The organism is Streptomyces sp. NRRL S-31 (assembly GCF_000718775.1).
Lineage (GTDB): Bacteria > Actinomycetota > Actinomycetes > Streptomycetales > Streptomycetaceae > Streptomyces.
Window position 1 is genome coordinate 1 of record NZ_JOCB01000123.1, and the last position, 22,346, is coordinate 22,346.

Genomic DNA, 22,346 nt, shown 5'->3' on the forward strand with positions numbered 1-22,346 from the left:
CGCCCCCGCTGCCCCAGCAGGCCGGCCCCGCCCAGCCCGCCGCTCCCGCCACCCCGCTGACCACCGGCCCCGGCGGCGGGCAGGCGTCCTGGGCACAGCAGGTGCACCAGCTGGCCGGCGGCGGGGACGACCAGCCCGTGGCGCCGTGGAAGCCGCCGGTGGAGGACCTCTTCCAGGCCGCCGCGCGGCGGCAGGCGGCCGCCCGCCCCGCCGGACTCGGCAGACGGCTCGCCGCCCGGCTGATCGACCTGCTGGTGCTGGGCGCGGTGACGGCCGCCGCGGCGGTCCCGCTCGGCACACGGGCCGTGGACCACGTCCAGCAGAAGATCGACACGGCCCGGGTCTCCGGCCACGAGGTCACCGTCTGGCTGCTCGACGGCACGACCGGCACCAGCCTCGGCATCGTCCTCGCCGTGCTGCTCCTCGCCGGGGTGCTGTACGAGGTGCTGCCCACCGCCAAGTGGGGCCGCACCCTCGGCAAGAGGCTGTGCGGTCTTGAGGTGCGGGACATCGAGGGGCACGAGCCGCCGGCGTTCGGCCCGGCGCTGCGCCGCTGGCTGGTGTTCAGCGTGCCGGGCCTGCTGGTCGTCGGGATCGTGGGCGTGCTGTGGTGCCTGTTCGACCGGCCCTGGCACCAGTGCTGGCACGACAAGGCCGCGCACACCTTCGTCGCGGGCTGACCGCGGGCCGGACACGGGCCGGACGCGGGCCGGACGAGGGCTGACCGCGGGCCCGTCCTCCGGACGGCCGTCCGGAGGATGCGGAGCCGGGACGTTCGGGTTCCACTCGGGCCATGAGCAGCGAACCGCCCCCCGGCTCCGGAGAGCAGCCCCCCGAGGACGACCCCTTCAGGAAGCGGCCCCCCTCGGACCAGGGGCCGGGCTCGCCGTACGACACCCCGCCCGGCGGCCGGCAGCCCCCTCCGCCCGGCGGCGGCCCCTACGGGAGCCCCTACGGCGGCGGCCCGTACGGCACCGGCCCCTACGGGTCGGGTGCCGGCGGTTACCCCGCCGACCCCCTGGCCGGCATGCCCCCGCTCGCCGACAGCGGCCGGCGGACGCTCGCCCGGATCATCGACATGATCCTGGTCGGCATCGTCGTCTGGTTGCTCACCTGGGCGTTCGGAGTGCGTGAGTACGCGGTCGACGGCGACCGGGTCGAGGTCGGCCGGTCCGTCGCCCAGTCCGTCATCGCGGCCGTGCTCTACGTCGCCTACGACACCTTCATGATCAGCAGGTCGGGGCAGACCCTGGGCAAGAAGTGGCTGGGCCTGCGGGTGGCCGACCTGGCGGACGGCGCCACCCCCTCGACGCAGACCTCGCTGATCCGCGCCCTGGTGCTGTGGCTGCCGTTCGCCTTCTGCTGCGCCTGTGTCTGGACGGCGATCGCGGGCGGCTGGAGCTTCTTCGACAAGCCCTACAAACAGGGCCTGCACGACAAGGCGGCCAAGACGGTGGTGGTCAGCACCCGTTGAGCGGGGACAGGCGCCTCCCCGCGTGACGGCGGCGGGACCGGGACGGGCCCGGGGCCGCCGCCGTCACCGTGTCCGCGGCGCGTTCACCCGGTCACAGGGACGTGGGGACGCGCTCCTCGTCCGCCACGCGCCGGTCCGCCCGGGCCGCGCGGGCCCCGGGTACGGGGACCGTCCACGCGACGAACAGGCCCAGCGCGAGCGCGGCGAGGGCGATGACGACGATCCCGAGGCCCGAACTCGTCTGGGACAGCAGCAGCATGGCGAGCGTGGAGAAGACCACGGTGCAGGAACCGTAGGCGAGCTGTGCGGCGGTCGGACGAGGCATGGCGATCGTGTCCTCGGTCTTCGGGGCGGGGGATGGGGGTGCCGTGCGACTCTCCCGGCGTGCATGCCCGGGCGGAGCGTCCGGTAAGCATGACCTAACCCACGGTACCGGTGCACAAGGGGCGCACGGAGTCACCGTCTCGCCGGACGGCCGGTGCCCCGGGCCGGTCGGCACGTGTCCGTAAACCGGACGTCACCTCCGCATAGTGCACTTGTCCTGCTCAAGTCAAGGTCTGTCTTTTCGGCCTGACCTCTAGTCAAATGTCGTCACTTGATTACACGCGTTGATCGTGCGCGCACGGATTCCTCCAAGAACCGGACCCCCTGTCCGTGTGCGCGGCGCGGGGGAGGAACTCAAGTGACCAGCAGATCCTGGACGTTCAGAGCGGCCGCCATCGGCGTGACCCTCGCGGCGGCGTCCGCCACGTTCGCGACGTTCGCCGTCGCGGAGGCGAGCACGCAGCCCCGGCCCGCCACCGCCAACCGGCACGACCCGGCCCCGGTGAAGCAGCAGAAGCACGACCTGGACGGCCCGCTCAGCAAGACCCAGGACGCCCAGCGCGAAGAGGCCCTGAACCAGCTCATCGCGGGCAAGGCCAAGGCCGAGGACCGCAACGGCTCGAAGGTCGTCAAGCTCAGGAGCGGCAAGGGCCGCAGCAAGTACGTCGAGCTGAGCCGCGAGAAGACCGACAAGATCTTCACCATCCTGGTGGAGTTCGGCGACCAGACCGACCCCAAGTACGGGGGCACGGCGGGCCCGCTGCACAACCGGATCGCCGCGCCGGACCGCGCGAAGGACAACTCCACGGCCTGGCAGGAGGACTACGACCGGAAGCACTACCAGGACCTCTACTTCGGCACCGGCGAGAAGGCCGAGTCGCTGAAGAAGTACTACGAGAAGCAGTCCTCGGGCCGTTACTCGGTCACCGGCGAGGTCACGGACTGGGTCAAGGTCCCCTACAACGAGGCGCGCTACGGCAACAACGCCTGCGGCCAGACCAACTGCTCGAGCGTGTGGAACGTCGTCAGCGACGGTCTGAAGGCGTGGGTCACCCAGCAGAAGGCGGCCGGCAAGTCCGACGCGGACATCAAGAAGGACCTCGCCCAGTACGACCAGTGGGACCGCTACGACTACGACGGCGACGGCGACTTCAACGAGCCGGACGGCTACGTCGACCACTTCCAGATCGTGCACGCCGGTGAGGACGAGTCCGCCGGCGGCGGCGTCCAGGGCACGGACGCCATCTGGGCCCACCGCTGGTACGCCTTCGGCACCGACGCCGGCGCCACCGGCCCCCAGGAGAACAAGCTCGGCGGCACCCAGGTCGGCGACACCGGCATCTGGGTCGGCGACTACACCATCCAGCCGGAGAACGGCGGCCTCGGTGTCTACGCCCACGAGTACGGCCACGACCTCGGTCTGCCGGACGAGTACGACACCGCGGGCGGTGACAACTCCACCGGTTTCTGGACCCTGATGTCCTCGGGCTCCTGGCTCGGCACGGGCAAGGAGTCCATCGGCGACCTGCCCGGCGACATGAACGCCTGGGACAAGCTCCAGCTGGGCTGGCTGAACTACGACACCGCCACGGCCGGCAAGCAGTCCACGCACAAGCTGGGCCCCGCCGAGTACAACACCTGGGACAAGCAGGCCCTCGTGGTCAGCCTGCCGGACAAGGCGGTCACCACCACGATCACCCAGCCCGCCGAGGGTTCGACCCAGTGGTGGAGCGGCAGCGGCAACGACCTGAAGAACACGCTGACCCGGTCCGTGGACCTGACCGGCAAGTCCTCCGCGAGCCTCTCCCTGGACGGCTGGTGGGCCACCGAGGACGGCTACGACTTCGTCTACACCGAGGTGTCGACCGACGGCGGCGCCAACTGGACCGCCCTGGACGGCACCGCGGACGGCCAGGCCCTCCCGCGTGACGCCGGCGGCAAGCCGGCGCTGAGCGGCTTCTCGCAGACGCACAAGAAGCTGTCGTTCCCGCTCGACGCCTACGCCGGCAAGAAGATCGACCTGCGCTTCCGCTATGCCACCGACAGCGGTGTCGCGGAGAGCGGCTTCACGGCCGACCGGATCACCGTGACCGCCGACGGCACCCCGGTGTTCTCGGACAACGCCGAGACCGCCGACGCCGGCTGGACCGCGGCCGGCTTCTCCCGCATCGGCGCGTCCTTCACCAGGGACTACAAGCAGTACTACCTGGCCGAGAACCGGCAGTACGTGTCGTACGACAAGACGCTGAAGTCGGGCCCGTACAACTATGGCTTCGCGTCGCGCCCCGACTGGGTGGAGCACTACCCGTACCAGAACGGCCTGCTGATCTGGAAGTGGGACACCTCCCAGGCGGACAACAACACCAACGCCGCAGGCGGCCACCCGGGCAGCGGTCTGATCCTGCCGGTCGACTCGCACCCGACGGCGCTCAAGTGGGCCGACGGCACGCTGCTGCGCAACCGCATCCAGGCCTACGACTCCCCGTTCAGCCGGTACGCCACCGACGGCATCACCCTGCACAAGGCCGATGTCGCGCTGACGATCAAGGGCTCGAAGGGCGTCCCGGTCTTCAACGACCACACCGGCACCTACTACGACCCGTCGAACCCGACGGGCGGGGTGAAGGTCACTGACACCAACACCAGGATCGCGATCGTCAAGGAGGCCAAGGACGGCTCCTCGATCCAGGTCAAGGTCGGCCCCGCGGTGAAGTAGCCCGCGAAACCGCAGGTCACAAGCGTATCGGCGGCAACCCCTTGGCGGGTTGCCGCCGATCGTGTTTAGGTGCGTCCTATGGACCGCTTATTGACACCGACCGGAACGGGGATGTGACCGCATGGCCGCTGGAGGCTTCTGCAAGCTGCCGCACGGCACGGTGGTGGTGGCACTGAACCTGCCCCACGGCCCCGCCGGGGTGCGGGTGCTGGTGCACGCCCGCAACCGCGCCCGGGCCCTGACCAGGCTCCGCAACCTGGGCCTGCGGTCGGTCTACCTCCGGGGGAACGCCGCGCCTCCGACGCCGGACGAGATCACGGCGGTGCTGCACCACCCCGACGGCCTGATATGGCGCACGGCCCCGGCCGGCAACGGCGTCCTCGGCACCGAGCTGTGGCACCCCATCCGGGCGCTGCTCCGTGTCACCCCCACGGGACCGCCGGCGGTCCCCCAGGGTTGACGCGACCGCCCGGGATCGTTCGGCCGGCCCGGGACCTCAGCCGGCCCGGGACCTCAGCCGGCCCGGGACCTCAGCCGCCCACCACCGGCTTGCCGGTCAGCTCCACTCCGGCCTCCCGCAGTTCCTCCAGGGCCCGCTCGGTGGTCTGCGCGGCCACCCCGGCCGTCAGGTCCAGCAGCACCTGGGTGCGGAAGCCCTCCCGCGCGGAGTCCAGGGCGGTGGCGCGCACGCAGTGGTCGGTGGCGACGCCGACCACGTCCACCTCGGTGATCTCCCGGGCCCGCAGCCAGTCGGCCAGCGCGACGCCGTTCTCGTCCCTGCCCTCGAAGCCGCTGTAGGCGGCCGAGTAGGCGCCCTTGTCGAAGACCGCGTCCACCGCGCCGGAGGCGACGGCGGGGGCGAAGTTCGGGTGGAAGCCCACCCCCTCCGTGCCCGCGACGCAGTGCGCGGGCCAGGAGCGGACGTAGTCGGGGTCGTCCGCGAAGTGGCCGCCGGGCGCGATGTGGTGGTCCCGGGTGGCGACGACGTGCTGGTACCCGGCGCCCGCCGTCTGGCCGATCAGCTCGGTGATGGCGGCGGCCACGTCCGCTCCGCCGGCCACCGCGAGGCTGCCCCCTTCGCAGAAGTCGTTCTGCACGTCTACGACGATCAAGGCGCGGCGCATGGTGGTGTCCTTCGGCTGAGGGTCAAGTAACTGAGCCTAGAGAATTCCGGGCTCCCGCGGGAGGGGGCGGCGGGAGGCGATCGGCGCCCGCCTCAGCTGCCCGGGCGCCCGTGGACGTACTCCGTCGGGATGACGGGTTCCCCGCGGGAGAGCTGGGTGGCGGACAGGGGCAGCCGCGCGCGGGCGGCGATGTGCCGCTCCCGCGCCACGTCGAGCGGTTCGCGGGCGACCACCTCGCCGCCCTTGACCAGCTGCACCAGCAGTTGCCGGTCGGCCAGCTCGCCCGGGACCGGCCCGGTGCCGACGACCTCGGCCTCCGCGATCCCGTCCGCGTCCAGCCGGCGCGCGGCCCACTTGCGTCCGCCGATGGAGGTCTTGCCGCCGCTGGACTTCTTCGCGACCGCCACCAGCGGCGCCGCCGCTCCGGCCGTCTCGGCGCGGGCGACCAGCTTGTAGACCATGGAGGCCGTGGGGTGCCCGGAGCCGGTCACCAGCTGGGTGCCGACGCCGTACGCGTCCACGGGCGCGGCGGCCAGCGAGGCGATGGCGTACTCGTCCAGGTCCGAGGTCACGACGATCTTCGTTCCGGTCGCGCCCAGTTCGTCCAGTTGCTGGCGCACCCGGTGGGCCACCAGCAGCAGGTCGCCCGAGTCGATGCGGACCGCGCCCAGCCCGGGGCCGGCCACCTCCACCGCCGTACGGACGGCCTCGGCGACGTCGTAGGTGTCCACCAGCAGGGTGGTGCCCCGGCCGAGGGTGTCCACCTGGGCCCGGAAGGCGTCCCGCTCGTGGTCGTGCAGCAGGGTGAAGGCGTGCGCCGAGGTGCCGACGGTCGGGATGCCGTACCGAAAGCCGGCGGCCAGGTCGGAGGTGGTGGCGAAGCCGCCGACGTAGGCGGCGCGGGCGGCGGCCACGGCGGCCAGCTCGTGGGTGCGCCGGGCGCCCATCTCGATCAGCGGGCGGTCGCCCGCGGCGGAGGCCATCCGGGAGGCGGCGGCGGCGATCGCGGAGTCGTGGTTGAGGATGGAGAGGATCACCGTCTCCAGCAGGACGCACTCGGCGAAGGTGCCCTCGACCCGCAGCAGGGGCGAGCCGGGGAAGTAGACCTCGCCCTCGGGGTAGCCCCAGACGTCCCCGCGGAACCGGTAGCCGGCGAGCCAGTCCAGGGTCCGCTCGTCGACGATGTCCCGGTCGCGCAGGAAGCCGAGGACGCCCGCGTCGAAGCGGAAGTTCTCCACCGCGTCCAGGACGCGCCCGGTACCGGCCACGACGCCGTAGCGGCGACCGTTCGGCAGCCGCCGGGTGAAGACCTCGAATACGCTCCGCCGTTCGGCCGTACCGGCTGCCAGAGCGGCTCGCAGCATCGTCAGCTCGTACTGGTCCGTGAAGAGCGCCGTCGAGGGAACGTCCACCGGCAGCCCAAGGTCCGCTGTGTTCATGACGAACAGCGTACTCCCTTCTCGTCGGTGTGACGATTTGTCGGGGCCGTGGCAGCATGGCCGTGTGACGTCACCCGCGCCCGTAGAGATCGAACGCACCGAGTCGGCGGAGGAGGTCTTCGCCGTACCCGATCCCGACGTCCCCTGGGTCACCATCGTGCACAACGACCCGGTCAACCTCATGAGCTACGTGACGTACGTCTTCCAGACGTACTTCGGCTACTCCAAGGACAAGGCCACCAAGCTCATGCTCGACGTCCACCACAAGGGCCGGGCGGTCGTCTCCAGCGGCAGCCGCGAGGAGATGGAGCGCGACGTGCAGGCGATGCACGGTTACGGTCTGTGGGCCACCCTCCAGCAGGACCGGAAGTAGCGACCGACTCAGATGCCCGGACACTTCGAACCGCTCCCCGGCGGCGGCGCGGCCGTCGCGCTCGACGACGTCGAGATCTCCATCATCCGGTCGCTGGCCGTCCAGCTCCTGGAGCTGATCGGCCCCGGCCCCGGCGGTGACGCCCCGGCCGACCCGCTCGCCGAGCTGTTCGCCGAGGGGCCGAGCGAGCCGCCGGCCGACCCGGTCCTGCGCAGGCTCTTCCCGGACGCCTACGGCGACCCGGAGGAGACCCCCGGCTCGGCGGCCGAGGCCGAGGAGCGGCGGGCGCACTCCGCCGAGTTCCGCCGCTACACCGAGAACGACCTGCGCGCCGGCAAGCGGGAGAACGCGCTCGGGGTGATCCGCTCCCTGGACGCGCTCGCCCCGGTCGACGAGGGCGGGGCGGTGCTCAAGCTGTCCCCGGAGGAGTCCCGGCAGTGGGTCGGCGCCCTGAACGACCTCCGGCTGGCGATCGGCGCCCGGCTGGAGATCACCGACGAGGACGACACCGACCTGCTCTACCGGCTGCCGGAGGAGGACCCGCGCAAGCCGATGGTGCTGGCCTACCTCTGGCTGGGCGGGCTCCAGGAGACCCTGGTGACCACCCTGATGCCGTGATCCGGCCGTAACCGGTCGTGATCGGTTGTGACCGGTCGCAAATCGGTCTTTACGGATGGCACCCTTCTCGATCACGTTCGCTCAGAGAACGCTCAAATCCGGATAACGATCGCATCACCTTCATGGTCGGTTTTGACGCGTTCGAGCGCTCTTTGTCCGCTTCTTCCTGTGTGATGTCTCACAGCGCCCCTCTGTGATCAGTGTTGCGGCCGTGATAAATCTTCACGACCGCCCGGCCAACACCACCCATGTTCGGCCGGGTGCGCCACCGAGCCGACGACCGTCGGCCAGGCAACAGCTCCAGCAATCCGGGGGGATCGAGACCCGATCCGAGGCCGACGAAAGGCCCGGGTCGGCATGGAGAAAGGCGCACCACACATGACCTCTGCGCAGGTCGACCAGCACAGCGGCGACGACGCCGCGCGGGCCGAGGGCAGCGAGGGCGGCGAGGGGTATCAGCGGGGGCTCGGGTCCCGGCAGATCCAGATGATCGCCATCGGCGGTGCCATCGGCACCGGCCTCTTCCTCGGCGCGGGCAAGGGCATCTCCAAGGCCGGGCCCAGCCTGATCCTGGCGTACGCCATCGCCGGCTGCGTCATCTTCCTGATCATGCGGGCACTCGGCGAGCTGCTGATGTACCGCCCGGTGTCGGGTTCGTTCTCGGAGTACGCGCGCGAGTTCATCGGCCCGTTCGCCGGTTTCGTGACCGGATGGACGTACTGGCTGTTCTGGGTGGTCACCGGCATCACCGAGGTCACCGCGGCGGCCGCCTACATGACCTACTGGTTCGACATCCCGCAGTGGCTGTCGGCCCTGATCTTCACGATCGTCCTCTACGGCGCCAACCTGATCTCCGTGAAGCTCTTCGGTGAGCTGGAGTTCTGGTTCTCCATGGTCAAGGTCACCGCCATCATCGGCATGATCCTGATCTGCGCCGGCATCCTGACGATCGGCTTCTCCGACGCCGGCGACACCGCCTCCGTCGCCCACCTGTGGAACCAGGGCGGCTTCTTCCCGCACGGCGTCGGCAACACGCTGATGACGCTCCAGATGGTCATGTTCGCCTTCCTCGCCGTCGAACTGGTCGGCGTCACCGCGGGCGAGTCCAAGGACCCCAAGACCGTGCTGCCCAAGGCGATCAACACGGTGCCGTGGCGCATCGCCGTCTTCTACGTCGGCGCGCTGATCATGATCCTCTCGGTCGTGCCGTGGACGAGCTTCCACGCGGGCGCCAGCCCGTTCGTGGTCGCCTTCGAGAAGATGGGCCTGCCCGCGGGCGCCGGCATCGTGAACTTCGTGGTGCTCACCGCCGCGCTCTCCTCCTGCAACTCCGGCATGTACTCCACCGGCCGCATGCTGCGCGACCTGGCGCTCAACAGCCAGGGCCCGAAGTTCTTCACCAAGCTGACGCCCAGCGGCACCCCGCTGATCGGCACCACCTTCTCCGCCGCGCTGATGCTCGTCGGCGTCTGGATCAACTACCAGTGGCCGGGCAAGGCGTTCGACTACGTGGTGTCCTTCGCGACCATCTCCGGCATGTGGGCGTGGATCGTCATCCTGATCTGCCAGATCCGCTACCGCGCCAAGGCCGACCGCGGCGAACTGCCCCGCTCGGAGTTCCGCGCGCCGGGCTCCCCCTGGGCCAGCTGGTTCGCCCTCGCCTTCATCGGCATGGTGATCGTGCTCATGGGCATCGACAAGGACGCCCGGGTGTCGTTGTACTGCGCGCCGCTGTGGGGCGCCATCCTCGCCGTCGCCTACCTGGTGCTCAAGCGCCGCAACCCGGAGGCCGCGGCCTTCCGCAAGCGCTGACCCCCGCCCAGACCGCCGGAAGAGGACGTCCGGCCGCCGGGAGTGCTCGTGGCGCCCCCGCCGGCCGCCGCTCAGGACGTCCGCGATGCGGGCCGTCCCGTACCACACCTCGGTACGGGACGGCCCCTCTGCTTATCCTGGCGCCCATGCTGACCATCACCCAGGCCCTGTACGACCAGATCGTCGCCCACGCGCGCAAGGACCACCCCGACGAGGCGTGCGGCGTGGTGGCGGGCCCGGCGGGCTCGGACCGCCCCGAGCGCTTCGTTCCGATGCCGAACGCGGCGATGTCGCCCACCTTCTACGAGTTCGACTCGGGCGACCTGCTCAGGCTCTACCGCGAGATGGACGACCGCGACGAGGAGCCGGTGGTCGTGTACCACTCGCACACCGCCACCGAGGCCTACCCCTCGCGCACCGACATCTCCTACGCCAACGAACCCGGCGCCCACTACGTCCTGGTCTCCACCGCCGACACCGACGGCCTCGGCGACTTCCAGTTCCGCTCCTTCCGGATCGTGGACGGCGAGGTCACGGAGGAGGAGGTCACGGTCGTGGACGCCTACTGATCTCACGCACCGGACGAAATCCGTCCGCCATGCGGAATCACACTCGGGGACGGGGAGGGGGAATCGATACGATGAGCCCATGGTTCTTCTCGACGTGGGCGACAAGGCGCCGGGCTCGCTGCTCGTGGCGCGGCTGCACGTCGACCTGTGCAGGCTGAACAGCGCCATCTGTTGACCCGCCCGCCGCCGTCCGGCCGTGGGCCGCGGCTCCCGCGGACGCCCGGGCGAACCGCCGGGCGCGCGCCTGACCGAACCGACGACACCTTCCGACAGGAGCCCTGAGCCATGGCCATCGAGGTCCGCATCCCGACCATCCTCCGCCAGTACACCGACGGCCAGAAGGCGGTGGAGGGCACCGGTGACACCCTCGCCGAGCTGTTCGCCGACCTCGAGACCCGGCACGCGGGCATCGAGGCGCGCATCGTGGACGGCGGCCAGCTGCGGCGCTTCGTCAACGTCTACCTGAACGACGAGGACGTCCGCTTCCTGGACGGCATCACCACCAAGCTGTCCGACGGCGACAACGTGACGATCCTGCCGGCCGTGGCCGGCGGCATGCGCTGACCGGCCCCCGAGCAGCGATGCGCTACGACTCCCCGCTGGCCGCGGTGGGCAACACCCCTCTGGTGCGCCTGCCGCGGCTGTCGCCGTCCCCGGACGTCCGGATCTGGGCCAAGCTGGAGGACCGCAACCCCACCGGCTCGGTCAAGGACCGCCCCGCCCTGCACATGATCGAGCAGGCGGAGAAGGACGGCCGGCTCACCCCGGGCTGCACGATCCTCGAACCCACCTCCGGCAACACCGGCATCTCCCTCGCCATGGCGGCCAAGCTCAAGGGCTACCGCATGGTGTGCGTGATGCCGGAGAACACCTCCCAGGAGCGCCGGGACCTGCTCGGCATGTGGGGCGCCGAGATCATCTCCTCGCCGGCCGCCGGCGGCTCCAACACCGCCGTGCGCGTGGCCAAGGAACTGGCCGCCGAGCACCCGGACTGGGTGATGCTCTACCAGTACGGCAACCCGGACAACGCGGGCGCCCACTACGCGACCACCGGTCCGGAGATCCTCGCCGACCTGCCCTCGGTCACCCACTTCGTGGCGGGCCTCGGCACCACCGGCACCCTGATGGGCGTCGGCCGCTACCTGCGCGAGCACAAGCCGGACGTGCGGATCGTCGCCGCCGAACCGCGCTACGACGACCTCGTCTACGGCCTGCGCAACCTCGACGAGGGATTCGTCCCCGAGCTGTACGACGCCTCCGTGCTCACCACCCGCTTCTCGGTCGGCTCCGCCGACGCCGTCACCCGCACCCGGGAACTCCTCCAGCAGGAGGGCATCTTCGCGGGCGTCTCCACCGGCGCCGCCCTGCACGCGGCGATCGGCGTCGGCAGGAAGGCGGTCAAGGCGGGCGAGAGCGCCGACATCGTCTTCATCGTGGCCGACGGCGGCTGGAAGTACCTCTCCACGGGCGTCTACACGGCGGCCACCACCGAGGAGGCCATCGAGACGCTCCACGGCCAGCTCTGGGCGTAGCGGGGGATCCGGACGCGCCGGTGGTACGTCACATCCGTACCAGGACACCGGCAGAAAGGCGGACCTCATGCGCCGTACGACGCCCCTCGCCCTGACGGCCACAGCGCTGCTGCTCGCGGGCTGCGGCACCCAGGAGGGCACCGGCAGCAGCGGCAGGGAACCGGCGACGCGCCCGCCGTCGCCCACCCGGTCCGCCGCCGGCTGCGCCGGCACGGCGGAGCTGACCGCCGCCGACCGCGGCCGCACCGTCTGCGTCGCCAGGGGCGGCGAGGTCCGGCTCACCCTGGACGGCACCAAGGCCCGCCCCTGGAAGCCGGTCACCGCGAGCGGCACCGGACTGGAGGCCGTCAACGCGGGCTTCGTGCTCCAGCCGGGTGACGCCACGGCCGCCTACCGGGCGGTGGCCGCCGGCACGGTGAGGCTCACCTCGTCCCGCCCGCTGTGCGCCGAGCCCACCGCACCGGGCGGGGTCTCCTGCGAGGGCATCGAGGAGTGGGCGGTCACCGTGCGGGTGGGCTGAGCCGAAACCCCCTAGCCCGCGAGATGCCGTACCTGGTCCCACAGGACCGGGTCGACCACGCCCACCCTGCGCCGGAAGCCGTCCACCGGCACCTCGCGCAGCTCGTCGGTCTCCAGGAAGCTGGGCCGGCCCCGGGCGTCGCCGACCGCGCCGGGCGGCAGCGGGATCACCCCGCTGCGCTCGTCGTGGTACTTGCTGGTGATCTTCGCGACCGTGGCCCGGTCACCGCGCACGGCCAGCACCAGACAGGGCCGGTCCTTGATCCCGGCCCGGTCCTCGTACGGCACGTTCGCCCACCAGATGTCCCCGGGGGACGGCCGCTGCGCGTGCGCCGTCCGGGTGCCCGGACGGCCCGGCGGGCGCAGCCGCCGCCCCGGGGGCCGCCGGCCGCGGCCCCAGCCGTCGACGAGCGTGGCGACCAGCGCCAGCAGCACCACCGCCGCGAGCGCCAGCCACCAGGACGTGTCCATGCGGACGACGTTACCGGCGCGCGCCGGTCGACGCGCGCCCTCTTCCATTCCTGTGCGCCCAGGGTCCAGCCGAACCGGTGACAGCACAGGTGAGTTCGCCCACAACGGCCCCTGGCGGAGGAGCGACCCGCGCTTTCGCGCCTTACGCTCGACGGACCGCACGACTCCCGGCAGCCCTCCTCGCGAGTGGCTCCCCCGTCCCGCCCACCCGCTTCCCGCCAACGGAGGTTTCTGCTTCATGAAGCTCACCGTCGTCGGCTGCTCGGGGTCGTTCCCGTCCGCGGAATCGGCCTGTTCGAGCTACCTCGTCGAGGCCGACGGCTTCCGGCTGCTCCTCGACATGGGCAACGGCGCCCTCGGCGAGTTGCAGCGCCACTGCGGTCTCTACGACCTCGACGCGATCTTCCTCAGCCATCTGCACGCCGATCACTGCATCGACATGTGCGCGTACTTCGTGGCGCGCTACTACCGCCATGAAGGCGGCCGGTGCGCCCCCATCCCGGTCTACGGCCCCGAGGGCACCGAGCACCGCCTGACCACCGCCTACGCGGACACCCCCTCCGCCTCCTCCATGAGCGAGGTCTTCGACTTCCACACGGTCAAGCCGTCCACCTTCGAGGTCGGCCCGTTCACCGTGCACACCGAGCGGGTCCGCCACCCCGTGGAGGCGTACGCGATCCGCGTCGAGCACGGCGGGAAGTCCCTGACGTACTCCGGCGACACGGGTGTCACCGAGGTGCTGGACGAGCTGGCCCGGGACACCGATCTGTTCCTGTGCGAGGCCGCGTTCACGCACGGCAAGGAGAGCATCCCGGACCTGCACCTCAACGGCCGCGAGGCGGGTCAGACGGCGGCCCGCGCGGGCGCGCGCCGGCTGGTCCTGACCCACATCCCGCCGTGGACGGACCCGGAGGTCAACCTGCGGGACGCCCGCGAGGTGTTCGACGGCCCGGTGCACCTGGCCGCGCCGCGGCAGACGTACGAGATCTGACCGATCCGGTCCAGGACACGGGAAGGCCCCGGAACCAGGCGGTTCCGGGGCCTTCGCGGTGCCTGTACGGCCGGGCTACTTGGCCTCGGCCTTCCGGAGTTCGGCGAGTTCCTCGTCGGACTCGCGGCCCGGCGTGGGCAGGTTGAACTTGGTGATCGCGAAGCGGAAGACCACGTAGTAGACCACCGCGAAGCACAGACCGACCAGGACCAGGCCCCAGGGGTTGCTGGCGATGCCCAGGTTCAGCCCGAAGTCGACCGCGCCCGCCGAGAAGCCGAAGCCGTCCTTCATGCCGAGCGCCCAGGTCAGGGCCATCGAGACACCGGTGAGGACGGCGTGGATGGCGTACAGCACCGGCGCGATGAACATGAAGGTGAACTCGATGGGCTCGGTGACGCCGGTGACGAAGGACGTCAGGGCCAGCGAGAACATCATGCCGCCGACGACCTTGCGGCGCTCGGGGCGGGCGCAGTGCACGATGGCCAGGCACGCGGCCGGCAGCGCGAACATCATGATCGGGAAGAAGCCGGTCATGAACTGGCCCGCGTGCGGGTCGCCGGCCAGGAAGCGCGCGATGTCACCGCTCTTGCCGTGGTACTCACCGGCCTGGAACCACGGGAAGGAGTTGAGCAGGTGGTGCATGCCGATCGGGATCAGCGCGCGGTTGGCGACACCGAAGATGCCCGCGCCCACGGCGCCCGACCCCACCAGCCACTCGCCGAAGTTGTGCAGGCCCGTGCCGAGGACCGGCCAGATGTAACCGAAGACGACACCGATGAGGAGGCCGGCGAAGGCCGACAGGATCGGGACGAGGCGCCGGCCGCCGAAGAAGCCCGCCCAGTCGGGCAGCTTGGTGCGGTAGAAGCGCTGGTACAGCAGGGCCACCACGAGGCCCATCACCACACCGCCGAGGACCTTGGCGTCCACCGGGGCGTTCGCCATGACGACCTTGCCGTCGACGACGGTCGCCACCTTCGGCAGGTTCTTGTCGGTGAACGTGGCGAGGACGTTCTTGAAGACCAGGTAACCGGTGACCGCCGCGAGGGCCGTCGAGCCGTCCGACTTCTTGGCGAAGCCGATCGCGATGCCCACGGCGAACAGCAGCGCCATGTTGTCGAGGATCGCGTTGCCGCCGGCGGCCATGAAGGAGGCGATCTTGGTCAGGAACGACGGGAAGGAAGGGTCCCCCAGCATGTCGGTGTTGCCGAGGCGCACCAGGAGGGCTGCGGCCGGCAGCACCGCGACCGGCAGCATGAGGCTGCGGCCGATGCGCTGGAGCACGGACATCGCCCCGGCGCCCTTCTTCTTCTCGGCCGCGGGAGCGGCGCTGGCCGTGGTCACAACTTCCTCCATCGGGCAAGGCGCCGCCCGGGAACCATGGAAGGGGACGGCAGCGTCTCTGGTCTACACCACCTGTGGTGTAGACCTGTTGTAGCACGATGAAGGCGGCGTAAGGAACCCGCGGATGCGCTACCGCGGCGCTACGCGCTGTGCCGTCAGCCCCGGGTGACGTCCTCGACCTGGTCCGCCGGCTCCCGCCCCGGCGTCCTGAGGTCGAACCGGGTGATCGCCGCGCGGAACACGGCGTAGTACACGGCCGCGAGACACAGCCCGATCGGCACGATCGCCCACGGCCTCGTCGCCAGGTTCCAGTTGATGACGTAGTCGATCAGACCCGCCGAGAAACTGAAGCCGTCGTGCACCCCGAGCCCCCAGGTCACCGCCATCGAGACACCGGTGAGCACGGCGTGCACCGCGTACAGGGCGGGCGCGACGAACAGGAACGAGTACTCCAGCGGCTCGGTGATGCCCGTCACGAACGACGTCAGCGCCACCGACAGCATCAGACCGCCGACCTCCTTGCGGCGCTCCGGCCGCGCGCAGTGCGTGATGGCCAGCGCGGCGGCCGGCAGCGCGAACATCATGACCGGGAAGAAGCCCGAGGTGAACTGGCCGGCGTGCGGGTCACCGGCGAGGAACATGTTGATGTCGCCGTGGACGGGCCTGCCGCCCGGTGGCGTGTACGTGCCGAACTGGAACCAGAGGGGCACGTTCAGGAATTGGTGCAGGCCGATGACGAGCAGCGCCCGGTTGGCGACGCCGAACACCCCGGCGCCCCAGGCGCCCGCGTCCCGCAGCCGGTGGCCGAGGTCCTCCAGCGCGGCACCCACCGGCGGCCACACCCACAGGCACAGGGCCGCGAAGCCGATCGCCGTGAACGCCATGACGATCGGCACCAGCCGGCGCCCGTTGAAGAAGCCCAGCCAGTCCACCAGCCGCGTGCGGTGGTACCGCGCCCAGAGGAAGGCCGTCAGCAGCCCCAGCACGATGCCGCCGAACACCCCGGGATCCTGGAACGTGAACGGCGTCACCGCGCCGGCGCCCCCGCCGGCGCTCACCTGGCAGCCCACGTCCGGCACCGCCGTGGAGCCGCCCGGGCACCGCTGCGGGAACTGGTGCAGCACGTTGTAATAGACGAGGAACCCGGCCACCGCCGCCAGCGCCGTGGAGCCGTCCGCCTTCTTCGCCATGCCGATCGCGACCCCCACGCAGAACAGCAGCGGCAGACCGAGGGAGCCGTCGAGCAGCGCGCCGCCCGCCCCCCTCATCACCTTCGACGCCGCAATCCAGCCCAGCCCGTCGGCGCCGAACACATCGGGCTGGCCCAGCCGGTTCAGGATGCCCGCCGCCGGCAGCACCGCGATGGGGAGCTGAAGGCTGCGGCCCATCTTCTGGAGCCCCTGGAACAGACGGTTCCAGCGGAGCCGGGCCGGGCTGACCGTGCTCTCGGCGCTCATGGGTTTGGCGACCTTCCCCACGGTGGTGTAGACCAGTCGGCGGACGGTTCCGCTGTCGTGATCGCCATCATCCGGCGCGGACGGCACGACCGCTCGCGAAGATGGGCCAACTGTGGGTTACTGCGACAAAGCGGTTCGGATCAGGGAGAGGGAACATGGCCAGCAAGGCTGAGAAGATCGTCGCCGGGCTCGGTGGCATCGACAACATCGAGGAGATCGAGGGCTGCATCACCCGGCTTCGTACCGAGGTGTCCGACCCCGACCTGGTCGACGACGCCGCCCTGAAGGCCGCCGGCGCCCACGGCGTCGTCAAGATGGGCACCGCCATCCAGGTCGTCATCGGCACCGACGCCGACCCGATCGCCGCGGAGATCGAAGACATGATGTGAGCCCCCCGGCTCACCGGAACAGGGGGCTCCTCCCGATGCGGGAGGAGCCCCCCGCGCGTGTCCGGCTAGGCTCGTCGCCATGTCTCGCATCGACGGCCGTACTCCCGAACAACTCCGCCCGGTCACCATCGAACGCGGCTGGAGCAAGCACGCCGAGGGCTCCGTCCTCATCTCCTTCGGTGACACCAAGGTCTTCTGCACCGCCTCCGTCACCGAAGGCGTCCCCCGCTGGCGCAAGGGCAGCGGCGAGGGCTGGGTCACCGCGGAGTACGCCATGCTGCCCCGCGCCACCAACACCCGCGGCGACCGCGAGTCCGTCAAGGGCAAGATCGGCGGCCGGACCCACGAGATCTCCCGGCTCATCGGCCGCTCCCTGCGCGCCGTCATCGACTACAAGGCGCTCGGCGAGAACACCATCGTCCTCGACTGCGACGTCCTCCAGGCCGACGGCGGCACCCGCACGGCGGCGATCACCGGCGCCTACGTCGCACTGGCCGACGCCGTCGCCTGGGCCCAGGGCAGGAAGCTGGTCAAGGCCGGCCGGCAGCCGCTGACCGGCACCGTCAGCGCCGTCTCGGTCGGCATCGTCGGCGGAGTCCCCCTCCTCGACCTGCGCTACGAGGAGGACGTCCGCGCCGACACCGACATGAACGTCGTCTGCACCGGCGACGGCCGCTTCGTCGAGGTCCAGGGCACCGCCGAGGCCGAGCCCTTCGCCCGCGACGAGCTGAACGCCCTGCTCGACCTCGCCGTCACCGGCTGCGCCGAACTGACCGCGATCCAGCGGGCGGCACTGGCGGCCACGACCGCGTAAGGAAACCGTCAAGGCCCGGGCAACCCGCCGGGCCCCGCCCGCGTCCCTGAGGGTACGGGCGCATGGCCCAGCCAGGTGCGCCCCACCAGCTGTCCCAGGGGAGGGAACCCGCCATGCCCGCCAGCCGCCGCCCACGCCGGGGCCGGCTCACCGCCATCGCCGCCGCGATGGCCGCCGCCGCGCTCACCGCCGGCCTGACCACCGGCTGCGACGCCGTGGACAAGGCGCTGGACTGCGTGCAGACCGCCGACGCCATCGCCGACCACGTCACCGCCCTCCAGCAGGCCGTCGAGAACGCCGCGAACGACCCCTCCCAGGCCGACGCCTCGCTCGACTCCATCGAGAAGAGCCTGGGGCAGATCGGCGACAAGACCGACGACGCCGACGTCGACCAGGCCGTGGACCACCTACGGCAGGCCGTCGCCAACGTCCGCACCGCCATCGACGACGGCGACCGGACCCCCGACGTCACCCCGGTCACGGCCGCGGCGGGCGAACTGACGAAGGTCTGCACGTCCTGACACCAAGGACGGGGGCCGTACGGCGGTACGGCCGCGCGCCCTGCGCCAAGTCCCCCTCCGGCGGGCCCGGTTCACCCGGCCCCGGCAGACGGAACAGGAGCACCGCCCGGCCGGCGGCCTACGAGACCGCCTTCCCGGCGTACATCCTGGCGATGACGGCCTCGATGTCCGGCTCCCGCACCGACAGGTCCACCAGCGGATACCGGGCCGCCAGATGCGCGACCACCGGCGCCGCCGACTGCCCCGCCGGGAACGCCAGCCACTGCCGCGGCCCCTCCACCCGCACCACCCGCGCCCACGGCACCTCCACCGGCGGCAGCTCCCGCTCCAGGTCCACCACCAGCGTCCGCTCGCCCTCCCCGGCCTCCCGCAACCCCGTAAGCGCGCCGTCGTACACCAGCCGCCCGTGGTCGATCACCATCACCCGCGAGCACAACTGCTCGATGTCCGTCAGGTCGTGCGTGGTCAGCAGCACCGTCGTACCGCGCTCGGCGTTCACCTCCCGCAGGAACTCCCGCACCTTGGCCTTCGACACCACGTCCAGACCGATCGTCGGCTCGTCCAGGTACAGCACGTCCGGGTCGTGCAGCAGCGCCGCCGCGACGTCCCCGCGCATCCGCTGCCCCAGCGACAGCTGCCGCACCGGCACGTCCAACAGGGCACCCAGCTCCAGCAGTTCCACCAGCCGGTCCAGGTTCTCCCGGTAACGGGCGTCCGGGATCCGGTACATGCGGTGCGCCAGCCGGTACGAGTCGATCAGCGGCAGGTCCCACCACAGCGTGGTCCGCTGCCCGAACACCACCCCGATCCGGTGCGCCAGTCGCATCCGCTCCCGCGCCGGGTCGATCCCCGCCACCCGCAGCCGCCCGGCGCTCGGCGTCAGGATCCCGGTCAGCATCTTGATCGTGGTCGACTTCCCCGCGCCGTTCGGCCCGATGTAGCCGACCATCTCGCCGCGCGCCACGGTGAACGACAGCGAGTCCACCGCCCGCACCTCGCGCCGCTCCCGCCGCAGGAACCCGGTCTTCCTGCGTACCTCGAAGACCTTCTCCACCCGCTCCAGTGCGATGAAACCATCCACGCTAGCTCCCTGTGCTGCGATACGAACGAAGTCCCGCCCGCCAGGCCAGCCCCGCCAGCGCGCACGCCCCCGCCGCCACCAGCGGCGGAGTCCACGCCATCCAGCGCGGCAGGCCCAGCGGATACGGCCGCCCCAGCACGTACGTCGCGGGCAGCCAGTTGACGAAGGCCAGCGGCAGCACGAACGTCACCCCGCGCACCAGCTCCTTCGCGAACACCGTCGGCGGATACTGCAACAGCGTCGTCCCGCCGTAGGTGAAGGCGTTCTGCACCTCCGAGGCGTCCTGCGCCACGAACTGGAACGCCGCCCCCGCCACGAACACCGCGCAGAAGATCGCGCAGCCGCTCACCACCATCACCGGCATCAGCAGCAGCCGGTCCGCCGTCCAGTCGATGTCCACCCGGGTCAGCGACCAGCCCAGCACCAGCGTCCCCTGCGTCACCCGGCCCAGCCGCCTCAGCGCGAACCGGTCCGCCGCCACCTGCGCCAGCACCGGCGCCGGCCGCACCAGCAGCGTGTCCAGTGTGCCGTCCCGCACCCGCCGGCCCAGCCGGTCCATCGACCCGATCAGCAGGTCCGCCAGACCGAAGGAGACCGCCGACAGCCCGTACAGGAACGCCACGTCCGGCAGCGGATAGCCGCCCAGCGCGTCCACCCGGGAGAACATCAGCATGATCGCGACGAAGTCCAGGAAGGTCGCGGCGAAGTTCCCGAACGTGGTCATGGCGAACGACACCCGGTAGGCCATCGTCGACCGCACCCACATCGCCGCGATCAGCCGGTACGCCCGCACGCCCTCCGCCGGCCGGCCCGCCCGCGCCGTCCCCGCGCTCCCCTCAGCCACCCTGCACCACCACCCGGCGCGTCGCCGCCGCCTGCACCAGCCGTCCGGCCCCCAGCAGCGCCACCGCCCAGGCCCCCTGGAAGAGATAGGTGGGCAGCGGATCGGCGTGCCCGAGCAGCACGTCCGCCGGTGCCTGGAGCAGCGACGACCACGGCAGGGCCCGCACCACCTCGCCGAGCGTGCCCGGGAACACGTTCAACGGCAGCAGCATCCCGGAGCAGAAGAACCCCGACAGCCACGCCATCTGCGACACACCGGTGCCGTCCAGCAGCCAGAACGCGCTCAGCGCGACCAGGTACCGGATGCCGAAACCGACCAGCATCGCGAGGAGGACGGCCACGAGGAACGCAACCCAGGTACCGGCGTCGGCCGGCAGGTACACCGGGAAGAACACCGCGCCGAACACGAACGGCACGACCCCCCGGCCCAGCAACTGGAAGAAGGCCCGGCCGAGATCGGCCGCCAGCCACCACAACTGGAGGTCGGCCGGCCGGTACAGGTCGATCACCACGTCCCCCGTGCGGATGCGCTCCATCAACTCGTCCTCGACGCCCCCGCCCCCGCCCCCGAGCGCGAGCGTCGACAGGAACGCCTGCCCCAGCCACACGTACGTCACCGCCTGCGCCTGGTCATATCCACCGAGATGCGGCCTCTCGTGCCACAGGGCGAGGTACGTGTAGACGAGAATCAGCCCGAAGACCGTGTTCGTGAAGACCCCTGCCGCAGTGGCGGCCCGATAGGTCGCGTACCGTCTGAACCCCCCTGCCGCGACGGCCGCGTACAACCGTCCCGCGCCCATGCCAGTCGACCTCCTCGGACCGCTCGACACCGAAGCGCAGGAGCCTAGTCCGGAGGCCCGGCGGCCGGCCACGCGTTTTCCGCCGGAAGCGTGCCGGAATCCGGGAACGGAACGCCAGGTGCGAGAGTCTTCAAACAGGGGGAGCGCAGAAGCGTACGAGGCGTACGGGAACGTACGACGCGAAACAGGAGTCCGTGCACGACATGAGCGACGAGCCACAGCCGCAGCAGCCGAACGAAGGCGTGGCGCCGAAAAAGCCGCTGCCGGCTGACGGGCCCGGGAACCCGGGGGGCCCTGAGGAGACGGCCACCGAACCGAGGCGCGCGAGCGCCCGGCGGGGAAGCGCGGGCATGAACACCGACGAAGCCGGCCCCGCGGCCACCGGCCGGGCCGAGGGCGCCGGGCGTCCCGGTGGCGCCGGGAGGCCCCGGACGCCCGAGCGGCCGGCCGACGGCTCCGGAGAGGCCCGTACGGGCGCCGGGCGCGGCGCGTCCCGCCCGAGCGGAGCGCCGGGGGACGGTCCCGGCGCCGCCGGGCCGGGCCCGGCGTCCCGCGACGGTTCCGCACGGACCGCTCCGGCGACGTCCCGGGACGGTTCGGGCCGGGCGGGTACGGCCTCCGAGGACGGCGCCGGTCCGGCGGACCGGGACCGCGGGGCATCCGTGCCCCGGGCCCGCCAGGCGGCCCGGGACGCGGGACCGGAGCGGAAGGACGCCGACGCGTCCGCTCCGGCGTCCGGCCGTGGCCCGGCGTCCGGCGACGGACCGGCGCCCCGCCGGGACGCGGCCTCCCCCGGCGCCTCCGGTGCCCCGGGCAAGGGCGCGGGCGCCGGGAAGCCGGACGGGACCGAGCAGTCGCCCGAGAGCACCCAGGTGCTCCGGCGCGTCCCCCAGCCGAAGGGACCCGGGAAGTCCCGGGAAGGGACCCCGCCCGCCGACCGGTCCGGCAAGGCGGCCGGCGCCGCGCCGGACGCAGGCAAGGCCGGGCAGGCCCCCGAGACCACCCAGGTGCTCCGGCGGATCAGCGCGCCCCGCGACGGCCAGCCGGGCGGAACCGGTGCGAAGGCCCCGGCCACCCCGGCGGAGCCGAACGCCACCGGCCGTACCCCCCGCCCCGCCGGCCGCGACCGGGCCGGCGC

25 protein-coding genes and 1 pseudogene are annotated in these 22,346 nt (G+C 71.7%); 17 read left to right on the top strand and 9 right to left on the bottom strand.

All coding sequences use genetic code 11. The features are described 5' to 3' along the window. Together IF37_RS0134110 and IF37_RS0134115 are read left to right on the top strand one after the other, a co-directional pair. Positions 1-680: RDD family protein (locus tag IF37_RS0134110; RefSeq protein ID WP_030751841.1), on the top strand; the 680-nt coding region annotated here is incomplete at its 5' end. A gap of 113 nt (positions 681-793) precedes the next feature. Continuing rightward, the gene (locus IF37_RS0134115; RefSeq protein WP_030751844.1) at positions 794-1,474 is read left to right on the top strand and encodes an RDD family protein; all 681 of its coding nucleotides are present in this window, start codon (positions 794-796) and stop codon (positions 1,472-1,474) included. A 91-nt stretch (positions 1,475-1,565) separates the two neighbouring features. On the opposite strand, the gene IF37_RS0134120 is transcribed toward IF37_RS0134115, so the two are convergent. Next, positions 1,566-1,799: a hypothetical protein gene (locus tag IF37_RS0134120; protein WP_030751851.1), complete on the bottom strand. Its 234-nt coding sequence runs from the start codon at positions 1,797-1,799 to the stop codon at positions 1,566-1,568. 357 nt (positions 1,800-2,156) lie between these two features. Between IF37_RS0134120 and IF37_RS0134125 the strand changes: the two genes are divergently transcribed. Together IF37_RS0134125 and IF37_RS0134130 are read left to right on the top strand one after the other, a co-directional pair. Further along, entirely contained in the window at positions 2,157-4,514 is a 2,358-nt protein-coding gene (locus tag IF37_RS0134125) for an immune inhibitor A domain-containing protein (RefSeq protein WP_030751854.1), read from the top strand. Positions 4,515-4,635: 121 nt separating this feature from the next. Further along, positions 4,636-4,974 carry a hypothetical protein gene (locus IF37_RS0134130; protein ID WP_030751856.1) on the top strand — a complete coding sequence of 113 codons (339 nt, stop codon included), beginning with the start codon at positions 4,636-4,638 and terminating at the stop codon, positions 4,972-4,974. Between the two features lie 70 nt (positions 4,975-5,044). Here the strand turns inward: IF37_RS0134130 and IF37_RS0134135 are convergent, their stop codons facing one another. Both IF37_RS0134135 and IF37_RS0134140 read right to left on the bottom strand, forming a co-directional pair. Continuing rightward, positions 5,045-5,638 (bottom strand): isochorismatase family protein, encoded by a 594-nt coding sequence (locus tag IF37_RS0134135; RefSeq protein ID WP_030751859.1) that lies wholly within the window; start codon positions 5,636-5,638, stop codon positions 5,045-5,047. A gap of 92 nt (positions 5,639-5,730) precedes the next feature. Then, positions 5,731-7,077, bottom strand: coding sequence for a nicotinate phosphoribosyltransferase (locus tag IF37_RS0134140; protein WP_030751869.1), 1,347 nt, complete (start codon positions 7,075-7,077; stop codon positions 5,731-5,733). A 64-nt stretch (positions 7,078-7,141) separates the two neighbouring features. On the opposite strand from IF37_RS0134140, the gene clpS reads away from it, so the two are divergent. The 8 genes from clpS (at position 7,142) to IF37_RS0134180 (ending at position 12,501) form a co-directional block, all read left to right on the top strand. Next, positions 7,142-7,450, top strand: coding sequence for an ATP-dependent Clp protease adapter ClpS (gene clpS, locus IF37_RS0134145; RefSeq protein ID WP_030751871.1), 309 nt, complete (start codon positions 7,142-7,144; stop codon positions 7,448-7,450). A 12-nt stretch (positions 7,451-7,462) separates the two neighbouring features. Next, positions 7,463-8,068, top strand: coding sequence for a DUF2017 domain-containing protein (locus tag IF37_RS0134150; RefSeq protein WP_030751873.1), 606 nt, complete (start codon positions 7,463-7,465; stop codon positions 8,066-8,068). Between the two features lie 378 nt (positions 8,069-8,446). Further along, entirely contained in the window at positions 8,447-9,880 is a 1,434-nt protein-coding gene (locus IF37_RS0134155) for an amino acid permease (protein WP_030751876.1), read from the top strand. 146 nt (positions 9,881-10,026) lie between these two features. After that, the gene (locus tag IF37_RS0134160; RefSeq protein WP_030751878.1) at positions 10,027-10,449 is read left to right on the top strand and encodes a Mov34/MPN/PAD-1 family protein; all 423 of its coding nucleotides are present in this window, start codon (positions 10,027-10,029) and stop codon (positions 10,447-10,449) included. 79 nt (positions 10,450-10,528) lie between these two features. Next, positions 10,529-10,624, top strand: a complete 96-nt coding sequence (locus tag IF37_RS46720; RefSeq protein ID WP_358490236.1) for a putative leader peptide — start codon at positions 10,529-10,531, stop codon at positions 10,622-10,624. A gap of 110 nt (positions 10,625-10,734) precedes the next feature. After that, positions 10,735-11,013 (top strand): MoaD/ThiS family protein, encoded by a 279-nt coding sequence (locus IF37_RS0134170; protein ID WP_030751881.1) that lies wholly within the window; start codon positions 10,735-10,737, stop codon positions 11,011-11,013. A gap of 17 nt (positions 11,014-11,030) precedes the next feature. Further along, positions 11,031-11,981, top strand: coding sequence for a PLP-dependent cysteine synthase family protein (locus IF37_RS0134175; protein WP_030751884.1), 951 nt, complete (start codon positions 11,031-11,033; stop codon positions 11,979-11,981). 67 nt (positions 11,982-12,048) lie between these two features. After that, positions 12,049-12,501, top strand: a complete 453-nt coding sequence (locus IF37_RS0134180; RefSeq protein WP_030751887.1) for a hypothetical protein — start codon at positions 12,049-12,051, stop codon at positions 12,499-12,501. Between the two features lie 11 nt (positions 12,502-12,512). On the opposite strand, the gene IF37_RS0134185 is transcribed toward IF37_RS0134180, so the two are convergent. Further along, a complete protein-coding gene (locus IF37_RS0134185) occupies positions 12,513-12,971 on the bottom strand; it encodes a type II toxin-antitoxin system PemK/MazF family toxin (RefSeq protein ID WP_030751890.1) in 459 nt (152 codons plus the stop codon). A gap of 238 nt (positions 12,972-13,209) precedes the next feature. Here IF37_RS0134185 and IF37_RS0134190 point away from each other — a divergent pair, with 238 nt between their 5' ends. After that, positions 13,210-13,962 carry an MBL fold metallo-hydrolase gene (locus tag IF37_RS0134190; RefSeq protein ID WP_030751893.1) on the top strand — a complete coding sequence of 251 codons (753 nt, stop codon included), beginning with the start codon at positions 13,210-13,212 and terminating at the stop codon, positions 13,960-13,962. Positions 13,963-14,037: 75 nt separating this feature from the next. On the opposite strand, the gene IF37_RS0134195 is transcribed toward IF37_RS0134190, so the two are convergent. Both IF37_RS0134195 and IF37_RS0134200 read right to left on the bottom strand, forming a co-directional pair. Then, a complete protein-coding gene (locus tag IF37_RS0134195; RefSeq protein WP_030751895.1) occupies positions 14,038-15,303 on the bottom strand; it encodes a PTS transporter subunit EIIC in 1,266 nt (421 codons plus the stop codon). A gap of 155 nt (positions 15,304-15,458) precedes the next feature. Further along, complete coding sequence (locus IF37_RS0134200; RefSeq protein WP_030751898.1) at positions 15,459-16,760, bottom strand: PTS transporter subunit EIIC; 1,302 nt, start codon at positions 16,758-16,760, stop codon at positions 15,459-15,461. 155 nt (positions 16,761-16,915) lie between these two features. Between IF37_RS0134200 and IF37_RS0134205 the strand changes: the two genes are divergently transcribed. The 3 genes from IF37_RS0134205 to IF37_RS0134215 all read left to right on the top strand — a co-directional run bounded on the left by IF37_RS0134205 (position 16,916) and on the right by IF37_RS0134215 (position 18,484). Then, on the top strand, positions 16,916-17,149 hold the full coding sequence (locus tag IF37_RS0134205; RefSeq protein ID WP_030751904.1) for a glucose PTS transporter subunit EIIB: 234 nt from the start codon (positions 16,916-16,918) through the stop codon (positions 17,147-17,149). 79 nt (positions 17,150-17,228) lie between these two features. Further along, positions 17,229-17,963: a ribonuclease PH gene (gene rph, locus IF37_RS0134210; RefSeq protein WP_030751907.1), complete on the top strand. Its 735-nt coding sequence runs from the start codon at positions 17,229-17,231 to the stop codon at positions 17,961-17,963. 113 nt (positions 17,964-18,076) lie between these two features. Beyond that, complete coding sequence (locus tag IF37_RS0134215; RefSeq protein WP_030751910.1) at positions 18,077-18,484, top strand: hypothetical protein; 408 nt, start codon at positions 18,077-18,079, stop codon at positions 18,482-18,484. A gap of 118 nt (positions 18,485-18,602) precedes the next feature. Here the strand turns inward: IF37_RS0134215 and IF37_RS0134220 are convergent, their stop codons facing one another. From IF37_RS0134220 to IF37_RS0134230, 3 genes are read right to left on the bottom strand one after another with little or no spacing between them, the layout of a single operon-like run. Next, a complete protein-coding gene (locus IF37_RS0134220) occupies positions 18,603-19,565 on the bottom strand; it encodes an ATP-binding cassette domain-containing protein (RefSeq protein WP_253915929.1) in 963 nt (320 codons plus the stop codon). Between the two features lies 1 nt (position 19,566). Beyond that, positions 19,567-20,409, bottom strand: a complete 843-nt coding sequence (locus IF37_RS0134225; protein WP_253915930.1) for an ABC transporter permease — start codon at positions 20,407-20,409, stop codon at positions 19,567-19,569. Next, the gene (locus IF37_RS0134230) at positions 20,402-21,208 is read right to left on the bottom strand and encodes an ABC-2 family transporter protein (protein WP_030751919.1); all 807 of its coding nucleotides are present in this window, start codon (positions 21,206-21,208) and stop codon (positions 20,402-20,404) included. Before IF37_RS0134230 ends, IF37_RS0134225 begins: the two co-directional genes overlap by 8 nt. 350 nt (positions 21,209-21,558) lie before the next feature. On the opposite strand from IF37_RS0134230, the pseudogene IF37_RS0134235 reads away from it, so the two are divergent. Then, positions 21,559-22,346: pseudogene (locus IF37_RS0134235) on the top strand (hypothetical protein); the annotation flags it as partial.